Source organism: Centipeda flueggei ATCC 43531 (genome assembly GCF_000160695.1).
In the GTDB taxonomy this organism is placed as follows: domain Bacteria; phylum Bacillota; class Negativicutes; order Selenomonadales; family Selenomonadaceae; genus Centipeda; species Centipeda flueggei.
Genome location: NZ_GG694007.1, coordinates 54169 through 79125, shown reverse-complemented (window position 1 = coordinate 79125; position 24957 = coordinate 54169). Strand labels below are relative to the sequence as shown.

General features: G+C 58.0%; 25 protein-coding genes and 1 pseudogene. 12 read left to right on the top strand and 14 right to left on the bottom strand.

Annotated features, from left to right (window positions below; all coding sequences use genetic code 11):
- Window positions 1-9: 9 nt before the first annotated feature.
- On the bottom strand, window positions 10-1950 hold the full coding sequence (locus HMPREF0908_RS06000) for a suppressor of fused domain protein (RefSeq protein ID WP_006690554.1): 1941 nt from the start codon (window positions 1948-1950) through the stop codon (window positions 10-12).
- A 184-nt stretch (window positions 1951-2134) separates the two neighbouring features.
- On the opposite strand from HMPREF0908_RS06000, the gene HMPREF0908_RS11280 reads away from it, so the two are divergent.
- Entirely contained in the window at window positions 2135-2260 is a 126-nt protein-coding gene (locus HMPREF0908_RS11280; protein WP_071585461.1) for a secretion protein HlyD, read from the top strand.
- On the opposite strand, the gene HMPREF0908_RS05995 is transcribed toward HMPREF0908_RS11280, so the two are convergent.
- The 3 genes from HMPREF0908_RS05995 to HMPREF0908_RS05985 all read right to left on the bottom strand — a co-directional run bounded on the left by HMPREF0908_RS05995 (window position 2246) and on the right by HMPREF0908_RS05985 (window position 5087).
- Window positions 2246-2524: a hypothetical protein gene (locus HMPREF0908_RS05995; protein WP_006690552.1), complete on the bottom strand. Its 279-nt coding sequence runs from the start codon at window positions 2522-2524 to the stop codon at window positions 2246-2248. The genes HMPREF0908_RS11280 and HMPREF0908_RS05995 overlap by 15 nt on opposite strands.
- A 9-nt stretch (window positions 2525-2533) precedes the next feature.
- Window positions 2534-3619: a hypothetical protein gene (locus HMPREF0908_RS05990; protein ID WP_006690551.1), complete on the bottom strand. Its 1086-nt coding sequence runs from the start codon at window positions 3617-3619 to the stop codon at window positions 2534-2536.
- A 139-nt stretch (window positions 3620-3758) separates the two neighbouring features.
- Entirely contained in the window at window positions 3759-5087 is a 1329-nt protein-coding gene (locus HMPREF0908_RS05985) for an MATE family efflux transporter (protein ID WP_040572544.1), read from the bottom strand.
- 122 nt (window positions 5088-5209) lie between these two features.
- Between HMPREF0908_RS05985 and HMPREF0908_RS05980 the strand changes: the two genes are divergently transcribed.
- The 7 genes and pseudogenes from HMPREF0908_RS05980 (at window position 5210) to HMPREF0908_RS05955 (ending at window position 12631) form a co-directional block, all read left to right on the top strand.
- The gene (locus HMPREF0908_RS05980; protein ID WP_006690549.1) at window positions 5210-6307 is read left to right on the top strand and encodes a radical SAM protein; all 1098 of its coding nucleotides are present in this window, start codon (window positions 5210-5212) and stop codon (window positions 6305-6307) included.
- Window positions 6304-7329 (top strand): cyclic dehypoxanthinyl futalosine synthase, encoded by a 1026-nt coding sequence (gene mqnC, locus HMPREF0908_RS05975; protein WP_006690548.1) that lies wholly within the window; start codon window positions 6304-6306, stop codon window positions 7327-7329. Before HMPREF0908_RS05980 ends, mqnC begins: the two co-directional genes overlap by 4 nt.
- Before the next feature lies 1 nt (window position 7330).
- Window positions 7331-8179 carry an MTAP family purine nucleoside phosphorylase gene (locus tag HMPREF0908_RS05970; RefSeq protein WP_006690547.1) on the top strand — a complete coding sequence of 283 codons (849 nt, stop codon included), beginning with the start codon at window positions 7331-7333 and terminating at the stop codon, window positions 8177-8179.
- A 47-nt stretch (window positions 8180-8226) separates the two neighbouring features.
- Entirely contained in the window at window positions 8227-10509 is a 2283-nt protein-coding gene (locus HMPREF0908_RS05965; RefSeq protein ID WP_006690546.1) for a DEAD/DEAH box helicase family protein, read from the top strand.
- A complete protein-coding gene (locus HMPREF0908_RS05960; protein WP_006690545.1) occupies window positions 10509-11036 on the top strand; it encodes a hypothetical protein in 528 nt (175 codons plus the stop codon). The genes HMPREF0908_RS05965 and HMPREF0908_RS05960 overlap by 1 nt, the downstream gene beginning before the upstream one ends.
- A gap of 4 nt (window positions 11037-11040) precedes the next feature.
- Window positions 11041-11136, top strand: a pseudogene (locus tag HMPREF0908_RS11395) (phosphorylase); the annotation flags it as partial.
- Window positions 11137-11671: 535 nt separating this feature from the next.
- Window positions 11672-12631: an L-lactate dehydrogenase gene (locus HMPREF0908_RS05955; RefSeq protein ID WP_006690543.1), complete on the top strand. Its 960-nt coding sequence runs from the start codon at window positions 11672-11674 to the stop codon at window positions 12629-12631.
- Window positions 12632-12884: 253 nt separating this feature from the next.
- Here the strand turns inward: HMPREF0908_RS05955 and HMPREF0908_RS05950 are convergent, their stop codons facing one another.
- From HMPREF0908_RS05950 to HMPREF0908_RS05925, 6 genes are all read right to left on the bottom strand, one after another.
- A complete protein-coding gene (locus tag HMPREF0908_RS05950) occupies window positions 12885-13166 on the bottom strand; it encodes a type II toxin-antitoxin system YafQ family toxin (RefSeq protein ID WP_006690542.1) in 282 nt (93 codons plus the stop codon).
- Window positions 13163-13438: a type II toxin-antitoxin system RelB/DinJ family antitoxin gene (locus HMPREF0908_RS05945; protein WP_006690541.1), complete on the bottom strand. Its 276-nt coding sequence runs from the start codon at window positions 13436-13438 to the stop codon at window positions 13163-13165. The genes HMPREF0908_RS05950 and HMPREF0908_RS05945 overlap by 4 nt, the downstream gene beginning before the upstream one ends.
- 144 nt (window positions 13439-13582) lie before the next feature.
- Window positions 13583-14113, bottom strand: a complete 531-nt coding sequence (locus HMPREF0908_RS05940; RefSeq protein WP_006690540.1) for a 2-oxoacid:acceptor oxidoreductase family protein — start codon at window positions 14111-14113, stop codon at window positions 13583-13585.
- A gap of 1 nt (window position 14114) precedes the next feature.
- Window positions 14115-14963, bottom strand: a complete 849-nt coding sequence (locus HMPREF0908_RS05935; protein WP_006690539.1) for a thiamine pyrophosphate-dependent enzyme — start codon at window positions 14961-14963, stop codon at window positions 14115-14117.
- Window positions 14960-16105 (bottom strand): 2-oxoacid:acceptor oxidoreductase subunit alpha, encoded by a 1146-nt coding sequence (locus HMPREF0908_RS05930; protein WP_006690538.1) that lies wholly within the window; start codon window positions 16103-16105, stop codon window positions 14960-14962. The genes HMPREF0908_RS05935 and HMPREF0908_RS05930 overlap by 4 nt, the downstream gene beginning before the upstream one ends.
- Window position 16106: 1 nt before the next feature.
- The gene (locus HMPREF0908_RS05925; RefSeq protein WP_006690537.1) at window positions 16107-16301 is read right to left on the bottom strand and encodes a 4Fe-4S binding protein; all 195 of its coding nucleotides are present in this window, start codon (window positions 16299-16301) and stop codon (window positions 16107-16109) included.
- A 224-nt stretch (window positions 16302-16525) separates the two neighbouring features.
- Here HMPREF0908_RS05925 and HMPREF0908_RS05920 point away from each other — a divergent pair, with 224 nt between their 5' ends.
- Window positions 16526-16978 carry a DUF3290 domain-containing protein gene (locus HMPREF0908_RS05920; protein ID WP_006690536.1) on the top strand — a complete coding sequence of 151 codons (453 nt, stop codon included), beginning with the start codon at window positions 16526-16528 and terminating at the stop codon, window positions 16976-16978.
- A 1-nt stretch (window position 16979) separates the two neighbouring features.
- Window positions 16980-17615: a DUF421 domain-containing protein gene (locus HMPREF0908_RS05915; protein WP_006690535.1), complete on the top strand. Its 636-nt coding sequence runs from the start codon at window positions 16980-16982 to the stop codon at window positions 17613-17615.
- A gap of 72 nt (window positions 17616-17687) precedes the next feature.
- Here HMPREF0908_RS05915 and HMPREF0908_RS05910 read toward each other — a convergent pair whose 3' ends face one another.
- From HMPREF0908_RS05910 to HMPREF0908_RS05900, 3 genes are all read right to left on the bottom strand, one after another.
- On the bottom strand, window positions 17688-18086 hold the full coding sequence (locus HMPREF0908_RS05910; protein ID WP_169304134.1) for a hypothetical protein: 399 nt from the start codon (window positions 18084-18086) through the stop codon (window positions 17688-17690).
- A 175-nt stretch (window positions 18087-18261) separates the two neighbouring features.
- Window positions 18262-21294, bottom strand: a complete 3033-nt coding sequence (locus tag HMPREF0908_RS05905; protein WP_006690533.1) for an efflux RND transporter permease subunit — start codon at window positions 21292-21294, stop codon at window positions 18262-18264.
- Window positions 21291-22340 (bottom strand): efflux RND transporter periplasmic adaptor subunit, encoded by a 1050-nt coding sequence (locus tag HMPREF0908_RS05900; RefSeq protein ID WP_006690532.1) that lies wholly within the window; start codon window positions 22338-22340, stop codon window positions 21291-21293. The genes HMPREF0908_RS05905 and HMPREF0908_RS05900 overlap by 4 nt, the downstream gene beginning before the upstream one ends.
- A 309-nt stretch (window positions 22341-22649) precedes the next feature.
- Between HMPREF0908_RS05900 and HMPREF0908_RS05895 the strand changes: the two genes are divergently transcribed.
- Window positions 22650-23342 (top strand): class I SAM-dependent methyltransferase, encoded by a 693-nt coding sequence (locus HMPREF0908_RS05895; RefSeq protein WP_006690531.1) that lies wholly within the window; start codon window positions 22650-22652, stop codon window positions 23340-23342.
- 33 nt (window positions 23343-23375) lie between these two features.
- Window positions 23376-23822, top strand: coding sequence for a DUF3887 domain-containing protein (locus HMPREF0908_RS05890; protein WP_006690530.1), 447 nt, complete (start codon window positions 23376-23378; stop codon window positions 23820-23822).
- 123 nt (window positions 23823-23945) lie between these two features.
- Here HMPREF0908_RS05890 and HMPREF0908_RS05885 read toward each other — a convergent pair whose 3' ends face one another.
- Window positions 23946-24956 (bottom strand): hypothetical protein, encoded by a 1011-nt coding sequence (locus HMPREF0908_RS05885; protein WP_006690529.1) that lies wholly within the window; start codon window positions 24954-24956, stop codon window positions 23946-23948.
- Between the last annotated feature and the right edge of the window lies 1 nt (window position 24957).

Genomic DNA, 24957 nt, shown 5'->3' with positions numbered 1-24957 from the left:
CTCCTCTGCTTAGTCCCACCAGAAATACCAAATGTGCGATTTCCGCAGGCTGTCGGCGAGCCTGCTGATGCTCATGCCGGGTGTGCCCTGCTCGATGATGTCGCTGCAGTAGGCGTACTGCTCCACGGCGCGTGCGGCGGCGTGCTCCGGCGCGACGGGCGCGGGGACGCGGTACTCAAGCGTGTCGTAGGTGAGGACGGCAGGGACGGCTCTGTCCGTCTCGTACCAGTACTTTGCGACCGCCGTATGCGCGGAGGTATCGGGGCAGTCGTTCCACCCGCCGAAGGGCAGGTAGGTGAAGATCTCCCATGGGTGCTTGACGGGGATCTTGGCGAGGATTACGGGATGCGTTTTCCCCGTCTCGCAGTTCCAGTAGGTGATGAGGTCGTCGTTTGCCTCACCCTTCGTATCTTCTTTGACCGTCATGTCCTCCGTACATGCCGCGCGCCGCTGCATGAGCACCGTTTTGCCGTCCTTGACCGCCTTCTGCGCCATGCGCTCACGGAACGCGATGACGGCATCCCGATCGAATTCGTAGTCCTCAAACGCACCCTTTTCGGCCTCAGCATTCATCGTCAGTGCCTCCCAGAGCGTGTCGCTCGGGACGATGATGACGGGGACAATGCCGTCGCGCGCGGCCGTGCGCGTGGCGTAGCTGTACCATGATGTGATCGGGTCGTCGTCCACCAGCGGCGGGAGGTACATCAGAGAGCAGCTCGCCCTGCTGGCGTTCAGGTACTGCATCGTTGCGATGGCGACGTCGCTTGGCTCGACTTCCTCCTGCCCCTCGCTGTTGCGTTTCCACGAATCCCAGTGCCGCTCGATGAGTTCCGCCATCTCCCGATAGAGCTGCTCGTCGAATGGGACGAAGAGATATGCCTCGTCGTCAAACTCCTTCGAGTAGTATTTTTCCGCCCCGAAATACGCGAGGGCGTGATTGTCGACGTCCGATGGGTAGGAGGGCGCCTCGCCGTCATAATAGTAACGAGCGAACGCCGCGCCTTCCGCGTTAAAGAAGCCGCGCATCAGGATTCCGTGCAGCTCGTCGCGGAGGAAGGGGCGCAGGTCTGTCTCCGCCGGATGTTCCTTTACGGCACGGACGGTCGCCTCGTACTCGCGGATGAACCAGTCTGCCATCAGGTCATGCAGGATGCACCACCGCAGGTAGACCGCCATGTGGCTGTACGCCGTGATCTCGTCCACGGGCAGCTTCTTCTCGTGCAGGCTGGAGAGATGCCACTCTGCATTGTCCATCACGAGGTCCTCGAAGTCCTCAGGGGCGCATGCACTGCGCCGCTGTGGATCGACGACGAAGCTCACGTGCCGCTCGTCAAAGAGGTTCAGCAGTTCCTTCGCACTGCGGTCGAATTTGTAGTTGAGCTCGTCGCGGTAGAGTGGGATGATCTGATAGAAATTGACCTCGTCGCCGTCCGGCAGGGGACAGACCGTGTTGTCTCCCTTTACCTGCGCCCCGATGATCAGGGCGGCGGTCAGCTTGGTGTTCTCGGCGTAGTTGTTTGTCCTGCTGTCGATGGTATGCCCCCAGCCGAGCCATGTATCATCCTCGATCGGCAGACGTGCGAGGCTCTTCAGCAGGCGGATCGGCCAGTAGTGCTCCTCGTCGTCCTCGTGGATCTTCCAGTCGGACGGCAGGGCGATCGCGAGCTCGGCACGTTCGAGCTTGTACTCGGCGAGCTCTTTTGGCACGTTCATGCGGTGCGCCCCCATCCCGAGGGTGACGAGCATGTAGTAGTTCCGTTCCTCGGTCGGATCGACGATGCAGATGTCCAGATGGATGTCAGGCGAGACAATCTCGTGAAAGACGTTCGCGTACGTGCCGAAGCTCGTCTCGATGAAGTCCTCGACGGCAGTCATCTCCTCCTCGGTGTAGACCTCCGTGGGCACGGGCTTTTTTCCATGCGAAGAATTATTGCGGACGATTTTTTTCATTGTGTTCTCCTTTATGACTGAGGAGCAGGCTCTCCAGCATCGTTTCCAGAAGGCTTGTCGGTGTGATGACGAATCCCTCCGCCGTGATTTTTTCATTGAAGAAATCAACGGAGCGGTCGTGGTCAAGGAAGTGATTCCGTGCTAAGGAATCGCTGATAAAATGAAGTCTGCCAGATTGGCGTAGATTTTTTGTCCGAACAAGGTGGAAAACCGGACGCATAGCAAAGGCTATGTGGAGGATTTTCCGCCGAAGTGCGGGCGAAAAAGATGCGTCAAGATGGTAGTGCTGAATTTATCAGTGCTTCCTTAAATATTGCTCGACATCGTCGAGGGTAAAGGCACACTCCTTGAGCGCCGTGTCGGCAAAGGCGTTGGCGTAGTGAATGCTCTTCATCGTGCGCTTCAGCCTTGTCGTCGGATAGGCACTGCATAGTGCCTGTCGGAGTGCTGTCGCCATCTGTGCGGGCGAGGCATCCTCTGTGACCGGCATGGATGGGAGGATGCGCTCACGGCAAAGGTGTGCGTACAGGGTGCGGAACTTTTCTGCCAGTACGGTATCATCATGGTCGGTCATGGCTGCGCCTCACGTCTGCTGGTGCTGCATGGAGACAATCTGACAGTCGGGGCAGAACTCGATGTAGAGCGTGCCCTCCATATAGTCCGTCAGTGCATCCCAATGAATCTGCATGAGATACTTCATCGGCTGCCCGCAGTCGGGGCAGGTCGTGTATTCCCAGTCCTGCCACCAGAGCGCAAAGCCGCCGAGCGTGCAGGTGTCCTCGAAGCGTGCGCCGTAGAACAGAGGAACAGGCGTCTCGCCGAGGATGAGATCGTTCTCAAAAATCCTGACAAGCTCCTCTTCGATATACGTGGTATCGCCCGCATCCTCGCAGGAAAGCACCTCGCTGCCGCCGTCGAGCGCATAGCGGCTCAGCCTCGGGCCCTCATACGAAACGCAGTTTGGGCAGCAGGTCGCTGTGAGGATGCCGTCGATGCCGAGGAAGTGCAGACGCGCATCCCGTCCGTCGAGGACGAGCATATCCGCCATGCGGCTGCCGCAGTGCGGACAGTTCTCCTCCCGTGGTCGGGCAATGCGGACGGGCGAGCGGCGGAGCTCTTCCTCCGATGCGGCGTGCACCAGCGTATAGCAGGTGTCGAAATTCAGCGTGCGCCGTCGCCCCTCACGGTCGAATGTCCAGCCGCCGCACTGCGCATAGACAGAGGGGTTGACGTGCAGCTTCCCGCGCCACGGGCGCGGATTGCATTCGAGTGCGAGGAGTGCCGCAAGGGATTGGTCGTCTCCCTGCATACCGAGGCACATCATAAGCTCGTTCGCCTCATGTGCGGCATCCGTCTCCATCAGTGCTGCGATCAGTCCGTCCCGCACGTCCGTCGGTGCATGATAGTAGAGTGCCGAGGGCCAGAAGGAACGTGCCGTGAGTGCCGCGCGTGGGATCTCCGGCACGAGCCGTCCGCGACAGCAGAGCAGATACCAGAAGTCATCGGGAACATCCTCGATCTGCGCGATGATCTCCTGCTCCTTTGCCGAGACCTCCTCGGGCGTCCATGCGAGTGCCGCACGGCGATTCGCCGCTGTCCTGCACCGCCAGCAGAGCCCCTTGTAGCCGAGCTCCGTGCCGCAGTCGGGGCACTGGTAGGGCAGCGTCATGATCGGCTCCTTTCCGTGATTTCTGTTGTGGGAATATTCATCTATTTTATGATAGTATAGATGTATTGCGGTTTCAATAGGTCTTTCGGGTAAAGTTGGGCAACAAGACCTGCCTTGATGCGGGTCAAGCCAGGTCGCTCTACAGATATCCGTATTGCTTCCGCTTCTGCCAAATGAGCAGGAAGGTGAGCGATGCGCCGAGGAAGTCCGCGGCAGGTGTTGCCATAAAGACGCCGTCCACGCCGAAGACGTGCGACAGGAGGAGCAGGAAACCGAGCAGACAGATGAGCGTGTCCCAGACGGAGAGCAGGGCGGAGGTGCGTCCGTCGCCGAGCGCGGTGAAGAACGATGCGCCGTACATGCTGAACCCGAGGAAGAGGAAGGCGATCGCGTGGATGCGGAAGCCGTGCACGGCGAGGTCATAGACGTGTGTGCCCTCGGCGGCGAAGATGCCCGTAATCGGCGCGGCGATGAGGATGCTGAGGCCGGTGGTAAAGAGGGAGAACACGGCGATGAGTGTGAGACTGCGGCGCAGGATTCCGCGCAGGGCGTGCGTGTCACGTTTGCCGTAGTTGAAGCTCGCCAGAGGTGCGACCCCCTCGGCATAGCCCATGTAGATGCCTGTGAGCAGCCCGGAGATGTATTCGGAGATGGCAATTGCCGCCACGCCGTCCGCGCCCGCCAGATGCATCATCGTGTTGTTCATGACGATCATGATGAGGCTCATCGAGAGCTGCATCACCATCTCACTTGATCCGTTGCCCATCGCGGAGAGGACGGCGCGCAGGCGCCAGGCGGGACGTACGAACCGCAGTGTGCCGCGCCGATGAATGGCAAAGTAGTAAAGTCCTACGAATGCGGAGATGGAGTAGCCCGTCGCCGTTGCAATGGATGCTCCCTCCAGCCCCCAGCCGAGGACAAAGAGGAGGATGTAGTCGAGCACCATGTTGACGATGCCGCCGACGAACGAGGAGAGCATCGCAAGGCGTGGCTGTCCCGCCGCAACGAGGAAGATGTCGAGGATCAGCCCTGCCATCGTGAGCGGTGTTGAGACGAAGAGGGGAATGGCATACACTTCGCAGAGCGGATAGAGGGCATCGTCCGCGCCGAAGAAATAGAGGATCGGGCGCAGGAAGGTCATGCCAAGTACGGCAATCATCGTGCTGAGGATGACGCAGACGAGGACGAGCAGGGAGAAATTTTCGCATGCATGGCGATTTTCGCCCGCGCCGAGCTGCGCTGCAACGAGCGCACTCCCTCCCGTGCCGAGCATGGTTGCGAGCACAATCGTGAGCGGGATGAACGGCATAACGATGTTGATCGCCGACAGCCCGTCCGTTCCGACGGCGTGCGCCACGAAGAAGCCGTCGACGATGAAGTTCACATTCATAAAGAGCTGTGACACGATCATCGGCACGGCGAACGCGAGCAGTGTGCGGTAGGTGATGGGCTGGGATAGCTGCGGCATTTCGTCTTCTCCGTTGATAGTAGGCGCTATCATAGCATGGAACATGGGGGAAAGCAAGCGCGGAGGATTTGCAAAATCTTGCCGCATTTGATACACTTGCGAGAGCATTAGAAGGAGAGTACATGAGCGATTTGAGAACTGCCCGTGCCGCCGCTGAGCGCGGGGTACGGCTGACGAGGGAGGATGCACTCCTCCTCTATGAGGACAACGACCTCCTCGCGCTCGCCGCGTGGGCGCGTGCGGCGAAGGAGCGCGCGAGCGGGAAGAATGTCTACTATACGGTGAACCGCCACATCAACCTCACCAATATATGCCGTGCGAACTGTCCGCTCTGTGCCTTCCAGGTGGAGCAGGGCGATGCACGTGGATATATTATGGAAACGGACGATGTCGCGCGTGTGCTGGAACTGGCGAAAAAAACGCCGCGCCTTACGGAGATCCATATCGTGAGTGCCCTGCATCCCGACCGTCCCTTCTCCTACTACGAGGGCGTGGTGCGGCAGGTGCGTGCGGCACTGCCCCACGCGGATATCAAGGCATTTACGCCCGTAGAGGTTGTGAACTTTGCAAAAGGCGAAGGGGGTTCTGTCCGCGACATCCTGCGCCGTTTGCAGACGGCGGGGCTCTCATCCCTCCCCGGCGGCGGGGCGGAGATTCTCTCCGACCGCGTACGCGCGATCATCTGCCCGAACAAGGCAACGCGTGCGGAGTGGCTCGACTGTATGCGTACGGCACACGCGCTCGGCATCCGTACAAATGCGTCTATGATGTACGGACACATCGAGACGGTCGAGGAGCGCATTGACCACCTGCTTGCCTTGCGCGAACTGCAGGATGAGACAGGCGGTTTTCAGGCGTTTATGCTCTTCCCCTTCCACCCTGAGAATACGGCGCTCGGTGCGGAGCGAAAGCTCGCGCGCGTCGGCTCGTGGGAGGATATGAAAATGCTCGCGCTCTCGCGCCTTGTCCTCGACAATGTGGCGCATTTCAAGGCATTCTGGGTCATGCTGACGCAGCCCATTGCGCAGCTTGCCCTTGCCTTTGGCGCGGATGATCTCGACGGCACCATCGGTGAGGAGAAGATCATTCACGCGGCGGGCGCACAGACGCAGACGGGCATCACGCGGCGCGAACTGGACGCGATGATCCGCGAGGCGGGCTACGAGCCAGTGGAGCGCGATACGTTTTATCAGCCGATTGCGGCAGGGGAGGGTGCATGAGACTCACGGAGCAGGAGGCTGCCGATCTCCTCACGCACGGCGACCCCATCGACCTCGGGCGTGCGGCGGACGCGGAGCGGCGGCGGCGGTTCGGCGATACGGTGACGTTCATCGTTGACCGCAACATCAACTACACGAATATCTGCGTGAACGAGTGCCGTTTCTGTGCCTTCTATACGAAGGTGGGCGCGGAGGACGGCTACCTCCTGCCGATGGAGGAGATTCTCGCAAAGGTCGGCGAGACGGCGGCGGCGGGCGGCACGCAGGTCATGATCCAGGGCGGCATTCACCCCGACCTGCCGCTTTCCTACTATGAAAATATGCTGCGTGCGATCCGTGACCGCTATCCCTCCATCGTGATCCACTCCTTCACGGCGACGGAGATTCTGTACTTTGCCGAAAAGGAGGGCATTACGATTGAGGACACGCTGCGGCGGCTGCAGGATGCGGGGCTCTCGTCGCTCCCCGGCGGCGGTGCGGAGATCCTCGTGGACCGCGTGCGGAGGCTCATCGCACCGAAAAAGATCATGACCGAGGACTGGCTGCGCGTGATGCGGACGGCGCACAAGATCGGTATGGAGTCGACGGCGACCATGGTCATCGGCTTTGGTGAGACGATGGCGGAGCGCGTGGAGCACATGGAGCACATCCGCCGTTTGCAGGAGGAGACGGGCGGCTTTCGTGCGTTCATCACATGGACGTTCCAGCCGGGCAACACTGCACTCGGCGGGGAAAAGACGTCGAGCTGGGACTATATGCGGACGCTTGCCGTCACGCGGCTCTACATGGACAATGTTGCGCACATACAGGGGTCGTGGGTCACGCAGGGCGAGCGTATCGGACAGCTGACACTTGGCTTCGGCGCGGACGACCTCGGGAGCATCATGCTTGAGGAGAATGTAGTGCGTGCCGCGGGGACGCGGTATAATATGTCGATCAAGAAGATGATTGATCTGATTCACGGCGCAGGCAGAGAGCCGGCACAGCGTGACACGCAGTATCGCGTGATACGGAGGTTTTGATATGGCAGAGCAACAGGTTCCGACAGCGGGCTATGCCGTCATCGGCGGCTCGGGGACGCTCTCAAGCGATTTCCCGCGTGCGTCGATGGCGGCGGATGTGGAGATCCTTGCGGACGGGCTGCACTTTGCGACACCCTACGGCGAGAGCCCTGCGTTCCGCCTCTTCTCCGTCGCGGGACGGCGCGTGCTGACCTGCCGCATGCACGGCTGGCGCAGCGGCGTGACGCGCGCGGATGCGTCGCGGCAGGTGTTCTGGGTGCTGCGGGAGGCGGGCGTGCGGCGCATCCTCTCCGAGGGCGGCGTCGGGACGGTGAACCCGCTGCTCGATCCGCGCGACTTCCTCATTCCCGACGACTACCTGGACCTCTCCGTGCGCAAGGATGTCATGCTCGACGGGCGTTATCTGCTTGTCATGCGCGATGCACTCTGCTCCGAGCTGCGTACGGCACTCATTGAAGAAACGAGGAAGCGCTATACGGGGCGCATCTTTGACCGCGGCATCTACGCCGTCACTGACGGGCGGCATTTCGAGAGCTCTGCCGAGATCGCGATGCTGAAAGGGCACGCGGACATCGTCGGGCAGAGCCTTGCGCCCGAGGTCTATCTTGCGCGCGAGATCGGCGCGTGCTATGCGGGGCTGTACTTCGTCGTCAACTACGGCGAGGGCATCCGCCCGTGGTCGCACGACACGCTAGAGCAGATCTTCTACGACGATGCACCGATGATCGGCGACATCCTCCTCGCGACGATTCGCAGCGTCCCCGCCGAAAAGAGCGCGTGCGAATGCCGCAGCCTGCGCAAGGAGACGCTGCTCAAGGATGTCTACAACGCAGCGTCGGACAAGGGGTGACGCGGGCTTCTAAAAATGGACAGGCATCGGAGGAGGAACAACGAAACATGAAGTGCGAATACATCGACTTTCCGGCAGCAGGAGAGGTGCACCCTCTCCCCGGCAGCAACACACGCCATCCGTATCGGCATCAGCTGGATGCGCTCTGTGCTCTCGACCGCATGGACGAAGAAAACGCCAGTTATAGTACGCTGGTGGTGCTCCCCACAGGTGGAGGGAAAACGTATACGGCTTCCACGTGGCTTCTTCGTCATGCACTCGACAAAAAGAAAAAGATTCTCTGGCTTGCCCATCGCCAGATGCTTCTTGATCAGGCTGCGGAATCCTTCCAGAAATTTGCCTATACCGCTGAAATTCCCCATATCTCGTCCTTTCGCTATCGCATCGTGTCCGGCTCATCGAATCATGATAAAACGATCAACATTGATCCGAAGGACGATCTGCTCATCATCAGCAAGGACAGTATCGGCAGGGCGTCCAATCTGGCGCGCCTTGCCCCGTGGCTTGCGGGAGAGAACGAGATTTTCCTCATCGTGGATGAAGCGCATCACTCTACGGCAAAGACATATCGGCGCGTCATTGATTACGTTAAGGACAAGGTAGAGCATGTAAAACTGATCGGTCTCACGGCGACGCCTTTTCGTACGGCCGAGAATGAACAGGGGCTTTTGGCGCGTATCTATAAAGACGGCGTGTCCGGCGGCAGGTCGAAGAAAAATGACATCGGCATTGCCTACAAAGTCGATCTCAAGGAACTCATCAATCGGCAAATTCTCTCTCATCCTCATTTTGAGACCTACTATACGGATGAGGAGTATGGCAAAGATTTGGGGCTTGAGGCGTTGGAAAGCATCCAGCATCTCGATACACTTTCTCCCGAACTGTCCCAAAGTATCGCGGAGAGCGGACCGCGCAACAAGCTGATTGTGGATACCTATTTGAAAAAGGCTGACGAATACGGGAAGACCATTGTTTTTGCCGTCAACATTGACCATGCGATTGCGCTTGCAAAGCTGTTCAACAAGGCTGGCATTAAAGCAGAGTACGTTGTGTCTGCCATCAAGGATATGGGCACTGGTGCAACGATCAGCCCCAAGGAAAATGACAGCAAGCTCGAAGCTTTTCGCAGCGGTGATGTAGAGGTCTTGGTGAATGTAAATATTCTCACAGAGGGCGTTGATCTGCCCATGACGAAGACCGTGTTCCTCGCGCGTCCTACCGTGTCTACCATCCTTATGACACAGATGATTGGCCGTGCTCTTCGCGGTGAAAAAGCGGGTGGGACAAGCATGGCCTACATCGTCTCTTTTGTTGATGATTGGAATGAACATATCGCATGGGTCAGTCCGGATACGATTTTTGTCGGAGACAGCGAATGGCCGCCGAAAGACAGCCCGGAGTACAGAAAGCAACAAATGCGGTGGATCGTAATTTCCAAAATTGAGGAATTTGCCGCCATCCTGAACGATGCGATCGACACCACGCAGCTTGAGGCGGTTCCCTTTTGGGAGCGCATACCCGTGGGCATGTATGCGTTCCAATACATCAACGAAGAGGGGATCGACTTCTCCTATCAGGTCATGGTATATAACAGCACCCAAGACGCCTATGAGAAAATGATGCAGGCACTCCCGGCCCTGTTTGAGGGCATCAACACCGATGACGAATATCTCTCCAATGATGTGCTGGACAAATTGGAGGCAGAATGCAAAAAGCAATTTTTCCATCGTGACATGGTGCCGCCCTATGACCCCAGAGATGTGCGGCATATCTTGAAATATTATGCGCAGAAGGAATCCGAGCCGAAATTCTATACGTTTGACCAGGTGGACAGAAGCAAGCTGGATGTTCCTGCGATTGCGCGGCACATCTGGGACGAGGATCTTGGACCAAAGAAGAGAAAAGAATATCTTGATGCCCTGTGGGAAAGCGTAGATGATAATCTTCTGCAGTTGTTTTTTGGGAAAAAGATATACTTTCTGCGCATGGTGGATATTGAACTTGCGAAGATTTCTGACCCGGAACTTTATGCGCCGGAGGAAAATGTAACGTACGATAAAATAGCCTTGGAGAATCTTCCGCTGGATAAAATCAGGGAAATTGATCCCGCGCTGGAAGAGGAGCTGCGTGAAGGAGCGTTTGCCAAGGCGAAAACCTCTTCCGGCTATGTTTGCGCCCATTGCGGAGAAGTATTTTCCAATCGTCGATACCTCAATGTAGACCATATCGTTCCCATGAATAAGGGCGGGCGTTCTGTACTCGAGAATTTACAGATCCTTTGCCGCAGCTGCAACGCAAAGAAGGGCGATCAATTGGAAGGGGGATACTGATGAAGGAACTCCTATATACTGCCTTGGATGCAGCCTGCATTATTGATAATGCGGGGTTATCTGCCAAGGAAGCCCTTCGCCTTGTCCACCGGATGCATACAGAGGATAAATCCTTTTTGGCGGTGGAATATCGGCAAAATTATCGGAAATGGCTGTTGGATGTCCTGTATTGGTCGGATTATATGCAGGATAAAATCACTCTTGATGCCGATTTCCCATCAGTACAGGCAGTCTCTGACGGAACGTTGGACGTATCCGACTTGATGCGTGATGATTTTGACTTGGATCTCTTTTTCAAGAGGCTGCGCGTGCAGATTCTTTACCTTGGGAAAAAGGATTATGTCCGCATGAAACTCAGGACGTTAATCGCGGCGTACGGATATCAGCGCCGCTCGAGGGAGTTCGTACGCTTCCTAAAAATTCGGCTCATTTTTTACCATATTCAAACAGCACTGCGCGGAAATGAGATCTGCGATGTAGAGACCATGGACAGTCTTGATGATATGATTACGTTTCGTGTGCTGTAAGCACAGCGTCCCCGCCGAAAAGAGCGCGTGCGAATGCCGCAGCCTGCGCAAGGAGACCCTGCTCAAGGATGTTTACAACGCAGCGTCGGACAAGGGTTGACGGCAGTCTTCTAAAATCGTATAATAAGCATAGAAAAAAGGTGCTGTCGGTAAACGGTCAGCCCCCGTAATCTAAGAAATGGTTATAAGAAACCCGCCTAGAGTTGGTGACTGCAGGCGGGTATTCTTATGGTCTCAAGGCTACGATACAGATCGTTACAAGAAAGATGAACGACAGAAAATCGTACAGAGTCATAAGTATCGCCTCCTCTCTTGAGGAGACTGACCGCCTACCGCTCGTGACAACATCTGCGTGCATTGTAGCATGAAAATATTTGCCTGTGAACTGTTCTTTCATATTGACAGGTTGGCAATACGAACTCTCCTGTATACACGTTATACTCTGTGAAAAATCCGTTGACAATGATTCCCTGTGGTGCTACTATGATGGCGCAGGAAATCCTGCGGCGATGATTTGACCGAGAAGAGGTGTGATTCGTCGTGAAACAATTACTATCTGTACAAATTCTTCTTCGACCGTAGTGTCCGAGTGCGTTTTCGCGTTCGGGCTTTTTATTATTTAGGAGGTCATTATTATGTCCATCAACCGGGGAAAAGTCGTCATCATCGGTACGAGCAATGTCGGCTCCGCCGTGCTCAACAAAATCGCAGACTTTCAGCTGGCCTCGGAGATTGCCCTCATCGATCTCGATATGAATCGTGCGCGCGGCGAGGCACTCGATACGAGCCACGCCATGTCCTCGCCGTACAGCACGAACATCAAGATCCATACGGGGACGTATGAGGACTGCCGCGATGCGGCGTTCATCGTCATTACGGCGGGACCGTCGATCCTGCCTGGAGAGAAGCCCGACCGACTGAAGCTCGCGAGCACGAACACGAAGATCATGCGCTCCATCTTCTCTGAGATCGTGAAATACACGAAGGAAGCCATGGTCATCATGATTACGAACCCGCTTGACGTTGCGACCTACGTCGTATCAACCGAGTTCGACTACCCGCGCGAGAAGATCCTCGGCACGGGCACGATGCTCGAGACCTATCGCTTCCGTTACCTTCTCGCGGAGCATTATGATATGGATCCGAAGAATATCCACGGCTATGTCCTCGGAGAGCATGGCAACGATGCTTTTGTTGCATGGTCGACGGTAAACTGTGCGGGGCTCGGGATCGATCATCTTGACGAATACTTCCACTTTAAGGAGCGGCTGAATCGTCATGACATCGAGCAGGGACTCATACAGACGGCATACGATGTCATCAACCTCAAAGGATTTACCAACACGGGAATTGCTATGGTTGCCTGCCGCTTTATCAAGGCGATTCTCTACAATGAGCATACGATCCTGCCCTGTGCCGCCGTCATGAACGGCGAGTACGGCATGAAGGATGTTGCACTCTCCATTCCGCGCATGATCGCACAGGATGGCATCGTCCGCTCGCTCGAGGTGCGCCTTGCCGACGATGAGATGGAAAAACTTTCCCGTGCGCAGAAGAGCGTCCGTGCTGCACTCGACGGTGCGGGCGTGAAGTAAAGGCTGTTATGTCCTTTGCAGTGAACGCTCCCACCCGTCAGGCTTGACGGAACGGTTCACACGTCGTATAAATGAGCACAGAAAAAGGTGCTGCCAGTAAACGGTCAGCTCCTCTGCTAAAAACGAACTAAGATTAGCCGCCTAAGTTTGGAGACAGAGGGCGGCTTTTCTTATGCTTTGATCGCTGCAATACAAATTGTAACGAAAAAGATCCGCGATAAAAAAGCACCTCGAATTGCTGTCAGCAGTTCTGTCACATTTTGAACAGATCGCTGTGTGTGCCTGTACGCATCAGGTAGAGCAGAAGTGTATCTCCATCGATCTCATAGATGAGCAGCCAGTCCGGCGTGATGTGACACTCCCGACATCCTGCATAATCTCCCGCGAGCGCGTGGTCACGATATCGTTGTTCCAGAGGCACTCCATCCGCCAACTTCTTGATGACAGCGGTCAAGAGTTCCGTGTGATAGCCCCGCTTGGCAGCGCGTTTTAGATCCCGCTGAAAACGTGAGGTTGGGCGGATAATGTATTTCATGAGAGCAGGTCTTTCATCATCTCGTCAACGTCGGTGTAGCGTTTGCCTAGGCTAGGGTCTGCCTTCATACGGCGCACTTCGTCAAGAGACTCCTGTGTCTCTGCGTTGGGGTGGGGCGCACCGATCTCAAAGGGGATGCGGTACTCACGTACAGCCTTCTTGGCAAAAATGTTGAATGCTGTCGTCATTGTCATCCCCATATCCGTACAAAAAGCATTGAACTGCTCCTTCAGGTCATTGTCCATGCGAATGCTGACGTTGGTCTGTCCCATCTGAATCACTCCTTTTTATTAAGATAGTGCAAAATACGTGCATTGTCAAGAAATCTATAGCATCTATCCTGCGTTTTTCTATGTCAAAAATCCCCACTCACGATTGGACTCGCGAGTGGAGATTCTCTATCTTATGTTCTGTTCCTATTCCTTCGCCGCCTCGTATCCGACCATCAGCGCCTGCATATTGCGGTCGACGGTGTGCGGCGGGACACGGTTCGCCACGGCACTTTTCACAGCGTCGAATGGGACGATTCCCGAGACGCGCGTGATCGCGCCGAGGGCGACGATGTTTGCAAAGAGAGACTTGCCGATCTTCTCGATGGCAAGCGTGGTGATGGGAACGGAGACAACGTGTGCTGCCTGCGGCACATTTGGCACAAGCTCGCTGTCAACGATCAGGATGCCCGTCGTGGGATCGAGATCGCCCGCGTACTTGTCCGCCGCTGCCTGTGTCATGGCGAGGACGATGTCGGGGTGCTCGACGTGCGGATGATAGATCACGTCGTCGCTGATGATAACCTCGGAGCGGGACGCACCGCCGCGCGCCTCTGGGCCATAGGACTGTGACTGTGCAACGTTTCTGCCGCACGCTGCCGCCGCCTCGGCGAAGATAATGGCGGCGGTGATCACGCCCTGCCCGCCCGAACCTGAGAGACGAAGTTCCTTCTGCATATCAGAGCCCTCCCGCACGCCGCTGAATCTCGGCGTTTGCCGTGCCGTACTCCTCACCCGCGCACGCGCAGAGAAGTCCGATGGGGAACTTCTCCGCCGTGCGCTTTTCGGGCGGGAGCTTGTCCCATGCCGCCTTCATGACGGCAGAGTCCCGCATCCACTCAAGCATCGCAGCGGGCGACCCCATCTTGTTCTTGCGCCCGTAGGCGGTCGGGCACTGCACCATCGCCTCGATGAGGGAAAACCCGTGATTTGCGAGACCACCTGCGATCATCTGCGTGAGATGCTTGACGTGAAAGGCTGTCGAGCGTGCGACGTAGGTTGCTCCTGCTGCCTCGGCGATGCGGCACGCGTCGAGCGGACGGTCGATTGTCCCGTATGGTGCCGTCGCCGTCATCTTGCCCGGCGGGGTCGTCGGCGAGGACTGTCCGCCCGTCATGCCGTAGATATTGTTGTTGAAAAGTACGACGGTGAGATCGACGTTGCGCCGACAGCCGTGCAGGAAGTGATTGCCGCCGATGGCAGTGCAGTCGCCGTCTCCTGTAATGACGATGACGTTCAGCTCAGGTCGTGCGAGCTTGATCCCCGTTGCAAAGGGAATCGCTCGCCCGTGCGCCGTGTGTACGGTGTCAAAGTCCATATAGCCCGAGCCGCGTGAGGAACAGCCGATGCCGGAGACGATGACCGTGTTGTCCTGTGAAAATCCCTCCGCACCGTCCACCGCCTCCGCGATGCACTTCATTGCCGTACCGTTGCCGCAGCCGGGACACCAGAGATGGGGGAGGCGGTTCTGACGAAAATACTGCTCGAACGGACGCTGTATGTCGGCCTTTATATGTGCTGTGCTCATGCCCGCACCTCCTCGCTCATCTGACGGATCGCCGCCGTGATCTCCTGCGGCGTGAAGTCCAGCATATTGTATTTGAGGCAGGAGCGGACGTGCGTGCCGTGTGCAGCGCGCGTGACCTCACCCACGAGCTGCCCGTAGTTCAGCTCTGCGACGAGGATGCCCTTGACACGTGCCGCGAGCCGTGCGACTGCCGCATCCGCGAACGGCCAGATCGTCTGGAGCCGCAGGAAGCCGACCTTGATTCCCTCGGCGCGTGCCGTGCGCACCGCTTCGTATGCCGTACGCGCCGTGCCGCCGTAGCTGACGACGGCGTACTCCGCATCCTCCATAAAGGATTCCTCTGTGTGGATAATCTCCTCACCCACGCGGCTGATCTTCTCGTGGAGACGGCGGATGAGATGCTCCGTCACGGCAGGACTGCCTGAGGGAAACCCCGTCTCATCGTGGAGCAGTCCCGTGACGTGGATGTGATATCCGTCGCCGAAACGCGCCGCATCGGGTACGAGATCCTCGCCCACGGCATAGGGCTGATAGCCCTCGGCACGCGTTGCTTTCGGCAGGCGGCGCGGGTAGATTTCGATTTCCTCAGGGGAGGGCAGTGTCACATTCTCGCGCAGATGCCCGATGATCTCGTCCGTCAGCAAAATGACGGGGGTGCGGAAACGCTCCGCAAAGTTCACTGCCATGACCGCCATGTCGAATGACTCGCGCACGCTCCACGGGGAGAGCGCGATGATCGGATGATCGCCGTGTGTGCCCCAGCGCGCCTGCATCACATCGCCCTGCGAGGGCGCAGTCGGCTGTCCTGTCGAGGGGCCGACGCGCTGGACGTTCGCCACCACGCAGGGGATCTCCGCGCACGCGGCATAGCCGATCAGCTCCTGCTTCAGTGAGAAGCCCGGGCCGCTCGTCGCGTCCATGACCTTTGCCCCTGCGAGCGATGCGCCGAGAATCGCGCCCATCGCGCCGATCTCGTCCTCCATCTGGAGGAATGTGCCGCCGATCTTCGGCAGCAGCTTTGCCATCTGCTCGGCGATCTCCGTCGAGGGCGTAATGGGGTAGCCTGCGAAGAACGTGACCCCGGCGGCAATCGCACCCTCGGCGACTGCCTCGTTGCCCTGCATCAGTCTTGTGCCTTCCATCCTACGCCCTCCTCTCCACGAAAATCGCAAAATCGGGACAGCGCATCTCGCACTGCCCGCACGCGATGCAGTCCTCGGGGCGCACGGGCACAATCTTGCCGAGCAGACTCACCTCGAGCACCTTCTTCGGGCAGAATGCCGCGCAGATTCCGCAGCCCTTGCACCGCTTTTCCTTGATATACAGCTCACCTTTCATGGCACTTCTCTCCCGCTGGGATGCGGAAACACATCCTCACATACACAAAGCTCATCCTATCATTTCTATAAAAACGATTTTATCATTATAACAGAAAATACAGAAAAAATACAATCCATAAGTGAGTACACGTGAATACAATTGCAGATGCAGATGGTAAAAGTGATTGACGGATGCATTTTCCTGTAGTAGTCTAGGAAAACACGGGAAGGGGGGGCATTTCGTTGTCATTTTATACCTACAGCTATATTGAGCAGGTTGGACAGGCGAGCCACACGGCGTGGTACGTCATTTCGTTCCTCGCGCTCGCTGCACTGCTTGTCGTGAGCATCAAGTATCTGCGCAGCAGCTTTTCCTCGCGTTACCGCGATCTCGTCGTCCTGCTGTTTCTGGCGGTGATCTTTCTCGGGGGCATACAGTACGGCGACTACAACCGCATGAAGAGCGACCGCGAGCAGACCTCACGCATGGCACAGTTCGTGCAGAGCCTCGGGAAGGATCTCGATGTCCCTGCCGGCGATATCAAGGTGAACTCGACCAATCTGAAGCAGGGGATGCTCGTCGATGTAGAGGGCACGTTCTACGTGATTCATTTCAATGCGGACTACACGTCGTTTCAGTATGAACGCACGCACCTCCTGCGGCGGGATATACAGATCGTAGATAAGGAGGACTGAGATGATCGTCTACTTACTGGTACTCGCAAAACTCGCTCTCGGTCTGCTCTGTCTCATCGTGCAGATCAACCTCCTCGGCAAGGGCAACCTCGCCCCCACGTCCGCGACCGATCAGGTGCAGAACTACGTGCTCGGCGGCATCATCGGCGGTGTTATCTACAGCAGTGCCATCTCTGTGATTGACTTCCTCCTCGTGCTCGTCGCGTGGACGCTCCTCGTGCTCCTGCTGAAATTTATCAAGGCGAACAACCGCCGCGTCAAGGAGATCGTTGACGGCACACCTGCCATCCTCATCGAGCGCGGCAAAATCCTCATGGACGAGTGCATGCGGCAGGGGCTCCTCGCGCATGATCTCACGCTGAAACTGCGTCTGGCGGGCGTCTACTACATCAAGGATGTCAAGCGTGCCGTGCTCGAGCCGAACGGACAGCTCACCATCATCCAGTATGGTGAGGAAAATGCGCGCTATCCGCTCATCCTCGATGGGCAGGTCGAAGAGGATATCCTCGAGCTCATCGAAAAAGACCACGTGTGGCTGAATGCCGTCCTGCGCGAAGCGGGCTATGAGCTAAAGGACGTCTACGTCGGCGAGTATCAGGACGGTGCGCTGATTATTCATCCGTATGAGAAGAAGTGAGCGAAGGACAAAAAACTCTCCAAACCTAAAAATGGTCTGGAGAGTTTTTTGTCCCGTCAATTTTGGTTTGGCTTACATTTTGTCAAACTCCGCGAAATCTTCATGCAGTCCCTCGATGATCTGTCCTGTGGGAGTTCCTTCTGCATCCGTCTGGATGAGTGACCAGCTGATGCCGTCGCGGTCACGGTCCAAATTTCCATCATCGATGAGACTGATCAATGTTCCAACGATGCCCTTTGCATAGGCGGTCAGCAGACGCTTTATGTGATCTTCGCCGACAGCTCCCGCGGCGGTTTGATAGAGCGACTCGATGTCCTCGGTGAAGTCCTCTGCGCAGCTAAGCCCTTCCTCGACATCTGTGATGCTGCGATGCAGTTCTTTGAGAATGAGGTAGCGTGCGAACTGTGGGATGCCTTCGGTTACCTCGCTGAATGCCCATGAAAATGACGCAGGACATCCGGCGTTATTCATTTTTTCAACGAGGCATTTTAGTTCCTGTTTATTTTTGGCATCAAGTTTCGCCAATTCTCTTCGATAGTATGCTTGAGAACCGTCTGCCTCTGCTGCGATGTATTTGTCAAAATCGTTATCGCACACTTGAATGTACCTCCATATTTAGGAATCGCTGAATTTATCAGAGATTCTTTTACTTCACCCGATATGCGACTGCATACATGACGGGCAGGACGAGCAGTGTCAGCACCGTTGCCACAATCAGTCCGCCTGCGATGGCGACGGCCATGGGCCCCCAGAAGATGCTGCGCATGAGGGGGAGCATGCCGAGGATAGCAGCAGCCGCGGTGAGCATGATGGGGCGAAAGCGCAGAACGGCGGAGTCGATGATAGCGTCCATGGGCTTCTCGCCTGCCTCCTCATGTTTCTTGATCTGGTCGATGAGGATGACGGAGTTGCGGATGATCATGCCGAAGAGGGCGAGTACGCCGAGGTAGGCGACGAAGCCCATGGCAGAGTCCGTGAGGAGCATGGCAAGGACGACGCCGATGAGCCCGAGCGGTGCGACGAGGATGGTGAGCGCCATCTTGCCCATGGTGCCGACCTGGAACATGAGCAGCGTCATGATGATGAAGATCATTGCGGGGACGGGCTTTACGAGAAAGCCCATGGAGTCGTCCGCGTTCTCAAGTGCGCCCGACGGGACAATGGTGGTGCCGGCGGGGAGGTTTTCACGCAGCTCCTTCGTCGCGTCGTAGATGCGCAGAGCAGCATCGTTGCCCTCGCCGTCCTTGATATCCGCCTCGACCATGATGGATGGGAGGAGGTTATGCCGCTTGATCAGGCCGTCCTCCGCCTCGTAGGAGAGACGGGCAATCTGATCCAGCGGGATCGTGCCGCCGCGCGTAGGGATGGGGAGAGCGCCGAGCTGCCCGAGGTTCGTGCGGTCCTCTTCCGTGAGACGCAGGACGATGCCGAGGGTGCGGTCGCCCGTGTAGAACTCCGCCGCCTGTGCGCCTGAGATTTCGGTGTAGAGCATCTGCTTTACATCCTTGGCACTGAGTCCATAACGTTTCAGTTTGTCCTTGTCGAGGTCGATGCGGATGCCTTTTGCTTTTTCCGTCCAGTCGAGATGGACGTTGTCGGTCACAGGGTCGGCGGCGGCGATGGCGGCGACCTGCTCGGCGACGCGGCGCACGGCATCGGTTGTCGGTGCAGAGACGCGCAGCATGACGGGGTGGCTCGCAGGCGGCCCCGTCTGAATGTACTGCGTCGTGACGCGCGCGCCCGAGAGCTCGTCGTTGGCGGCACTGCGGATGATGGCGGCGAGCGCCTCGCGCTGCTCTGTATCCTTTGCCGTGATGACGAACTGTGCTTCGTTCGCGGCGTCCGCCTTCGGCTCAACGGTGAGGACGAAGCGCGGCGTGGACCGCCCGATATAGGCGGCGTAGTTGGATACCTTCTCGCTGTTCGCGTCAAGGATGGCCGTGAGGCGATCCGCCTCTGTCTGCGTCGCCTTCAAGGATGCCCCCTGCGGCAGGGTGAGGCGGACGAGCAGCTCAGGGCGCAGGGAGGGCGGAAAGAAGGTTTGCTTGATGTGCGGGAAGGCGACAAGGCTCATGGCGAAAAGGAGTACGGTGCCGATGAGGACGATGGCGCGGTGCGCAAGGAAGAGGGTGAGCACGCGGCGAAAGAGACGGTAGAAGGGTGTTGCGTACGGATCGTGCAGTGCACCGTCCGCCCTCTGCTTGACGCGGATCAGATGGCAGCCAAAGAGCGGTGCGACCATGACAGAGACGATCCAGCTGAGGAGGAGGGCAATGCCGATCACGGGGAAGAGGGCGGAGCAGAACTCGCTCGCCATGCCTTTGGAGAAGGCAACAGGAATAAAGCCCGCGCAGGTGATGAGCGTGCCTGTGAGCATGGGCTTTGCCGTCTGGGTAAAAGCGTAGCACGCGGCGTCGAAGCGATCCTTGCCGCGCTCAAGCTGGACGCTCATCATCTCAACGGCGATGATGGCATCGTCGACGAGAAGCCCGAGTGCAATGATGAGTGCGCCGAGAGAGACTTTGTGCAGGTCGATGCCAAGGGCGTACATACAGACGAATGTGCCTGCGAGGACGAGCGGGATGCAGCATGCAACAACAAGTCCGGTGCGCAGACCGAGCGAGAGGAAGCTGACCGCGAGGACAATGACGATGGCGATGGCGAGCGTCTCCACAAAGTCATGGATGGAGTGCTGAACGACGGCAGGTTGGTTCGACACCTCGCTCAGCTCCGTGCCGAGCGGGAGATCCTGCCGAATCTGCGCGGTGAGCGCATCGAGGTCTTTGCCGAGGGCGAGGATGTTGCCGCCATTCTCCATGGAGACGGCGATGCCGATGGCAGGTGCGCCGTTATACATCATTTTGGGATCGGCCGGGTCGATCGGGCGGCGCGTGATGTCCGCGATGTCGCCAAGGCGGAGGACTCTGCCCTCTGCGGGGATGGGGAGGGCACGGATGTCGTCGAGGTTGTCAAAGACACCTGAGACGCGCAGGTTGAGCGTCCCGTCCGCCGTCTCGATCGAACCGCCGGGGAGGACGGTGTCCTGCGTGCGCAGGGCGTCTGCGATCGCTGTCGGGGCGATGCCGAGGGAGGCGAGGCGGTCGCGGCTGATCTCGACGTAGACGCGTTCGCGCTGGACGCCGATCAGTTCGACTTTTTGCACGCTTGGCACGGTGAGGATGCGGCGGCGCACGTCCTCCGCGATGGCACGCAGCTCCTCATAGGAGTAATCCTCGCCTGTAACGGCATAGATCGAGCCGAATACGTCGTCAAAGCGATCGTTGTAGAATGGACCGAGAACGCCGTTCGGCAGATCTCCCTTGACGTCCTCGCCGAAGTTGCGGACGTCGCGCCATGTCGGGCGGATGAGGTCCGTATCTACGTCGTCGCGCAGTCTGACGTAGATGATGGTCTGACCTGCGCGCGTCTCGCTTGTGATCTCCTTGAGTCCCGGCGTGTCCTGAAAACGCCGCTCAAGTTTATCCGTGACCTGATCCTGCATCTCCTCTGCCGTCGCGCCCGGCCATGCGGCGGAGACAACCATCTGGCGGATGGTAAAGGCAGGATCCTCCATGCGGCCGAGGGACGTATAGGCAAAGATGCCGCCGACGGCAAAGACGATGATAAAGTACCAGACAAGGGTGCGGTGGCGCAGGGAGAGTTCGGTGAGGTTTCTCATTTTGTGCGCACCGCCTCTCCGTCATGGAGACGGTGGATGCCTGCCGTCACAACGACGGCATCCTGCGGAAGTCCTGCGGCGACGACGTCGTTGTCGCGGAATGCAGTCACGGTGACAGGGCGCAGGTGTACGATGCCGTCCTCCACGACAAAAACCTCTGCCGTGTCACCCGTCTGATAGATGGCGGAGAGCGGGAGGACAACACCGGCCTCGTCCGATGCACCGAGACGCACGTGTGCCGTCATGCCGAGCGGGAGGTCGGCGGGGGCATCCGCGAGGGCAATGCGTACAGCGTATGTACCGCCTGCGGCATCAGCGACGGGCGCGATCTCACGTACCGTGCCCGTGAGTGCCGCGTGGTTTGCCCAGAGGGAGACGGCGGCGGGCATGCCGATGGAGACCTCGGCGAGGCGGCTCTCGGGGACGGCGATCTCGATTTCACGTTCTCCATCCTGTGTGAGAGTCATGACGGTCTGCCCTGCAGCGACGACCTGTCCCTCCTCGGCGGCGATGCCCGAGATCACGCCGTCCGCGCCTGCAATGAGATTCGTATAGCCGAGCGCGTTGCTGCTCTGTGTGTTCTGTGCGAGTGCCTGACGGTAGGCGGCCTCGGCGGCGCGTTCGTTTGTACGGTACTGATCGAGCATCGCCTCCGAGATTGCCTGTGCGGCATAGAGCTCCTCATAGCGCGCACGGTTGGCGCGGGCGAGATCAAGCTGTGCGCGCGCGGAGGCGACGCCTGCACCTGCCGCATTCGCCTGCTGCTGTATGTCGCGTGCGTTGATAACCATGAGCACGTCGCCTGCATGGACGTGCGCACCCAAGCTCACATTGCGCGAGAGGATCTGCCCGCCGACCTGAAAGGCGAGCTTCGTCTCATAGCGTGCGCGGACGATCCCGCTGTAGTCTGCCTCCGATGCACCTGCTGCGCTGAGCGCCATCGTGCGCACGACGGGGGGCGGCGGCTCTTTGGCTGTATCGCTGCCGCAGCCGGTGAGCAGCATAAGTGATGCCGCGAACACGAGGGCGGTATATTGCTTCTGCATGACGATCTCCCTTTCGTTGTTTTTAAGGAATCATGAAAAGTGAAGTCCATCCGATTGACGCAGATTCTCTGCCGAAGTGCGGGCAAAAAAGATGCGTCAAGATGATGCTGAAGGTATCAGTGCACCCTTAACAGCATAAATTTTACCATTGAATAAGCATTGTGTCTATAAGTGACAGCAGGAGTATTTACGGGGAAATGAAAAAGAACTGCTGTGAGCGGCAGTTTTTTCGCTTCCATTTCCGGAATTGAATCCACACATATTTTGTGCTAGAATAAATGCTGATCGAATTGGAGAAAGGATGCCAGGATGGACGAGGAACTGCGGCGCTATGAGAAGATACGTGGCGCATACCGGTCGGTGGGGCGGCTTGCGAGTCTCTATGACGGGATGATGACGTATTCGACGCTGTCGGGCAAGTTCGTCTCGCGGCTCGTGTGGGGATTGGACCGCAGCGGTGTGCAGCGCTATGTGACGCTGGCGCTCCGTGCGGCACACGAGGGGTTCGCGGGGCGGCTGCTCGAGGTACCCGTGGGGACGGGGTGTCTCTCGCTGCCCATCTATGCGGAACTGCCCCATGCGGAGATCACCTGCCTCGACTACTCGCCTGCGATGCTCGCAGCGGCGCGCGCCCGTGCGGCGGCGCTCGGCATTCAGAACGTTACCTTTACGGAGGGGGACGTCGGGCATTTGATGTTCGACGATGCTGCCTTTGACGCGGCAGTTTCGATCAATGGGTTTCATGCCTTTCCCGACAAGGAGGCGGCATGGAGCGAGGTGCACCGCGTGCTGCGTCCCGGCGGACGCCTGACGGGGTCGGTGTTTGTCCTGGGGGAGAATGCGCGGACGGAATTCGTGGTGACACAGCTCTACACGCGCATGGGATTCTTTACCCCTCCGTATGACACAAAGGAGAGCCTGACAGAGCGGCTGAAGGCCCTCTATCGCGAGGTTTCCGTAGAGTGCGTGGAGTCACTCGCCTGTTTTTCCTGTGTGAAGTAGGGGGATGCCTACTCAAGTGAAGGAGGATATTCTATGAAGTCTTGTACCCTTTCCCGTTTCCTTGCTGCCGCTTTTGTCGCCGGCAGCGCGTTCATTGCCGCGCCTGCGGTCTATGCGGCGGATGCACCTGCCGCACAGGCGCAGGAGGAGCAGGCTCCGTTCCAGGGCGATGTTGTCCAGCAGCACATGATGGCGACGATTGAGCGCTTTGAAAAGGGCGACATCGCAGGCCTTCAGGCTGAGGCAACGAAGGATCTGCGTGATCATCTGACGTTAGATCAAATCAATGAGGCCAAGGGGCAGTTCGCACCGAACTGGGGGACGCGTGTCTCTGTCGGCAAGACGTATATGACAGCGGGACAGGAGAACAATGCCTGGTTCGTTGTCTGCGAGATCGCCGTCGGCTATCAGTCCACGGCTGTCGTCTATCGTCTCAGCTACGATGCGAATATGCAGCTCGCAGGATTCTACGTCCGCTGAGCCATTACCTGCGAAAGAGCGCACATGGCAAACGCCGTGTGCGCTCTTTGCATGGTCGCCCCGAATAATAAAAATGCCGCATCTGCCGCGCCAAAGCGGGGGCAGATGCGGACACGATGATGTTTAAGCCGCGTCGTTATAGACGCTCTGGTCATTTGTGCTGTCGGCCTTGATCGGGATGGGGGCTGCATCGCGCTGGAACGGTGCTGCGCTGTCGTAGGTGGTCTGTACACCGAAGAGCGTCGTATCACTCTTTGTTTGGATGTAGAGCTCCGTACCTGCGGGGAGATCGACGTTCTTGCCGTGGACGAACGCGCCCGCGACAACGCCGATGGGACCGAGGACAACGATGCCCGCGAGGGATGCGCCCGCAGCCATGGCGAGGTGCTCCATTTCTTTCTTCGCTTCTTCGCCGATATAGGTCGTCACGTATGTCCCGTCGAGTGCTTTCGTCTCCTTGAAGTCGATCTGTACCTCTGCATTGCGGCCGAAGTTGCGTGCCTGCCGCACCTTCGTGACAGTGCCCTCACCGCGCGAGCCCTTCGTGAAGACGAGTACGTCGTTGACGAAGACATCATCCGCGATCTGGTACTCAATGGTGTCGCCCACTTTGAGATTCTTCGCGTTGACCGGGGTGACAAGGGCAATCTTGATGAGTGTGTTTGCTGGGACGGAGACGGGCATGACGGGGATCTCTGCACGTCCAAAGGATGCGGTCGAGAGGGCGGCAATGCGCTTTTTGAACGTACCCTCGGAAGTCTTGCCGAGGAGTGCCGTCTCGAGTTCGCCGACGCGCTCCTGCACGGAGCGCATGCTCGTCTCGTGGTTGATGTTCCACTCGATGGCGTTGAGATCCATTAGAACGGACGGCGATGCGCTGTTCGTATAGACCTCCTCGTAGATCGCATCGATGCGCGCCATGAGGCTGCCGCCGCGATGTTTTCCGTCGTAGTCGCGCTCCAGGCGGTTGATGCGGTCGATGAGCGCACCCGTCTGCTCGCGTCCGTAAGTGTCCTGCTCGATGAGGGAGAGTTTTGACTGGACGGCATTCGGCGGCTCAGCGGCAAACGCCGGACCAGCGGACGTGAGTGCCATGACGAGGGCCAGCACAAGGGCGCAGATTTTCTGTCGCATG